Genomic DNA, 3148 nt, shown 5'->3' with positions numbered 1-3148 from the left:
GCGCTGGTCCTGCACAAACAGGTCGCCACCGGGCTGGCGACGCCAGAAGGCCGAGGGCTTGATGCGTGGGGTGATCATGCGCTCCATCATGCCGTCTCAGGCGCCTTCCGGATGAGAGAGGTTTCTAGAAGTGCCCTTCAGGAAGAGGCGTTGCCGTGGGAATTCACAGCATCGCCACACGAATTTGATCGTGGCCCAAAGCGCCGCGCAAGGGCATTTGTGCTCGATCTCTCTCCCGGGGTGGCTTGCGGCGTTCGCAGCCATCACGGAATATTTTTCACCTTGTGCATTTTAAGGGCCGTACCCGGGTTGGCCGCGAGGTTGTTGCACCCGCGCGAAAGCGCTGGCCAGCACCAGCAGATCAACGCAGCAACTGGAAGCCAAGGGCCAAGACCGAGGCAAACCCATGGAGGCCAACAGGCAACGCCAGGCCGCCCGTTTTCCAGCGTGCGGCCGTGCAGACGATGGCCACCCAAAGCATGAGCAACAACGTGCTGGTTTGCTGATACTGCGAATGGACCAACATGAACAAAAGCGCCGACAGGATCATTCGAACCCATATCCCTTGACCAATCTTGGGTGCAGGCTCAGCTGGCAAGCCTAGTAAGACATGCCTAAAGAGCAGTTCCTCGCTGATAGGTGCAACCAGAATCACCGTGACCAGCATGAGTGCCAGTTGCCATGAAGGAAGGCTCAGGAGGCCCTGCATGTACGTCTCGGCCTGGATGCCGAACAGAGCGGTGTAGAGCCGCTCGAGCGCGTATCCCGCCAACATCAGCCCACCCAGGATCAACACGTCATTGCGCCGAACACTGCCGATTTGAATCGGTTTGACCCCTGCCTTCTCAGAGCAGCTGAGAACGGCTCGGATGGTCACCCACAGGAACAACGCAGCCAGAGTGTGGCCAGCAAGCAAACGCACGGGTGTCGAATTGCCGAACAGAGCCGTTCCGGCCTGGCCACCAAAGGTTTGAATGGCAAACCACCCCACCATCAGCAAGAGAGCCAGGAAACCCCCAAATTTTTCGAGTAGATTCTTCATGCTCGGATTTGACCAGCATCGATGGAAGGCTGGGCCGACGAGACTTATTCAATTCGTAACCACCGTCGCAAAACAACATCGAGGGCGCAATGAGCACACAAGAATCCTTGACCACCCTGCTGGATCAACGAGAAACCATTCAAAGGCAACTGCAAGCAGTCGAAAGACAAATCCAAGAATCACATCGTGCTCAACGCGCGGAAGTGATCGCGAACATCAAGGGCTTGATGGCAGAGCACCAGCTCACGGTCGATGACCTGTCCACAGCATGGCCAGGTAAGCGTCGAGCTCAAGCAGACGCCGGCGCGGCGAACAAGCTCTCCGGCCGGACAGTGGCGCCCAAGTACCGCGATCCAGCCACTGGAAACGCTTGGACTGGCCGGGGCCTCCAGCCCAAGTGGCTCAAGGCCGCACAGGCAGACGGCAAGAAGCTCGAAGACTTCGCGATCTGACCAGACGAGGGCTTCGGCCCTCCTCCACGACCGATCCAAGGGGGAGCACACAGCCATGGACAAGGAACGAGTAGAGACGAGCACCCACAGTTTCTGGAAGCTCACCTGCGACGTCGACACCTATCGAAAAAGCCCTCAACACGCGCGACACGACACGCCATGGAACGCTTTCAGCCCTGACGATGTGTTGGTCTGCACCCTTTGGAGAGACCAGATCCTCGACATCGAGGACGACGCAGAGGGAGGCCGCCTTCGCCGCTTCGTGAGACTGGGCGGCAAGATGCGGGAATGGAAGGGCCCCGCTGTTGCCCATGGCCGAGAGGCTGATGAAAACCTGCGTCGAGCTGCAGCAGACAAGCTGCGCGTTGTCGGCTATGAGGCAGATCCGGATCCAGCGTCCTTGAAGAGGGGGGAGCGCAAGGTCGCTCGCTTTTACATGGACCGCGCGCATGAATTGCAACGGGTGTTTGGCTTCTCCGGGGCCGACCTTGTGACGCGGCTTCGCCTTGAAGAACGCTTTCAGGAGCGTCGCGGTGACACCATCGATCCCGGCTACCTGTTCGAGCTCGTGTCGCCCAAGGGGGCCTTCCCTGGACGCCAATCGCCGCCAGGCGCCCTCGCCAACCCACCCGAAGATGATGAGGTGGGCCTATTCGATCAGGCGCCTACGGCCGGCCTGTCCAACGCAGAATACGCACGCTTGGCTGTGCCCATACTCATTGAGCACGTCCGAGTGCAGCGAGATGGCGTGCTCCAGCCGCTCACCTACAAAGACCTCGCCGAAAGGTTGAACCGACGCAACAAGCACGGAGAAGCCTGGGCCAAAGGCCTCGGACAAGTCCTCGGCACGGTGACCGAGATGATTGATTCCATCGCGACACCTGAACTCGAAGACATTCCATACCTGACCACGATAGTCGTCTCGGGTCAGGGCAAGAACAAGGGGCTGCCAGGCGTTGGCATCAGCGGCAGGTGGCGCGGCTACGAGGCCCTGAGCAGGCAAGAGAAGGAGGCCAAGGTGTTCGCAGAATACCTCCGCATCCTGAGCTTCGGAAGCCGTTGGGGCACTGTCTTAGAGTTGCTCGGATTGACGCCCTCCGATGCGACGAAAGCGGGTACGTCCTCGGCCGGCGGCTGGGGCGGCGGAGAGTCGGACGAACACAAGGCTCTCAAGCAGTTCATCAAGGCCAACCCTCATCTTGTTGGCGCAGAGCCTGGTTGGTTCTCTGAAGAGGAATACGCTCTCAAGTCAGGCGACGAGATCGATGTGTTCTTCAGGTCTGGCCATCAATGGATCGGCGTCGAAGTGAAGTCATGCATCTCCGACAAGCTCGAGCGCGACTATGAGCGCGGCCTGTACCAAGCCATCAAATACGCTGCAGTTCTGAAAGCCCAGGCACAAGTCGATCACCCGGACGCCCCGCCCATCGTCAAGGTGTTTCTCGTCCTCGAACGAACACTTCCATCTCGCCTTCATCGCACGGCGGAGAAGCTCGGCGTGAACGTGCTCGAAAACATCTCTGAGGTTGCCCCTGAATTTCGGAGCGCTTAGCCCGGGTTTCATGCGGCGTTCTTGCGCTGAGCCGCCAGCCAGCGTTGCTCGTATTGCATGGGGCTGAGATAGCCCAGCGCCGAATGCAGACGAGAGTGATTG

The 3148-nt window shown here is 59.4% G+C and carries 3 protein-coding genes; 2 read left to right on the top strand and 1 reads right to left on the bottom strand.

Features of this window, described 5'->3' with window-relative positions:
- Positions 1–361 precede the first annotated feature (361 nt).
- A complete protein-coding gene (locus ABG80_RS00330) occupies positions 362–1042 on the bottom strand; it encodes a CPBP family intramembrane glutamic endopeptidase (protein ID WP_058085823.1) in 681 nt (226 codons plus the stop codon).
- Positions 1043–1149: 107 nt separating this feature from the next.
- On the opposite strand from ABG80_RS00330, the gene ABG80_RS00325 reads away from it, so the two are divergent.
- Positions 1150–1494, top strand: a complete 345-nt coding sequence (locus ABG80_RS00325; protein WP_235513687.1) for an H-NS histone family protein — start codon at positions 1150–1152, stop codon at positions 1492–1494.
- A gap of 55 nt (positions 1495–1549) precedes the next feature.
- The gene (locus tag ABG80_RS00320; RefSeq protein ID WP_058085822.1) at positions 1550–3046 is read left to right on the top strand and encodes a hypothetical protein; all 1497 of its coding nucleotides are present in this window, start codon (positions 1550–1552) and stop codon (positions 3044–3046) included.
- The last annotated feature ends 102 nt before the right edge of the window (positions 3047–3148 follow it).

The organism is Aquabacterium parvum, assembly GCF_001447195.1.
GTDB classification, from domain to species: domain Bacteria; phylum Pseudomonadota; class Gammaproteobacteria; order Burkholderiales; family Burkholderiaceae_C; genus Aquabacterium; species Aquabacterium parvum.
The sequence above is the reverse complement of the archived record's forward strand: the minus strand, read 5'-3'. Positions and strand labels throughout refer to the sequence as shown.

What these genes read in the sequence shown, in the direction of transcription:
- ABG80_RS00330 (WP_058085823.1), bottom strand. Translation starts at nt 1,042, where the DNA reads ATGAAGAATCTACTCGAAAAATTTGGGGGTTTCCTGGCTCTCTTGCTG.
- ABG80_RS00320 (WP_058085822.1), top strand. Translation starts at nt 1,550, where the DNA reads ATGGACAAGGAACGAGTAGAGACGAGCACCCACAGTTTCTGGAAGCTC.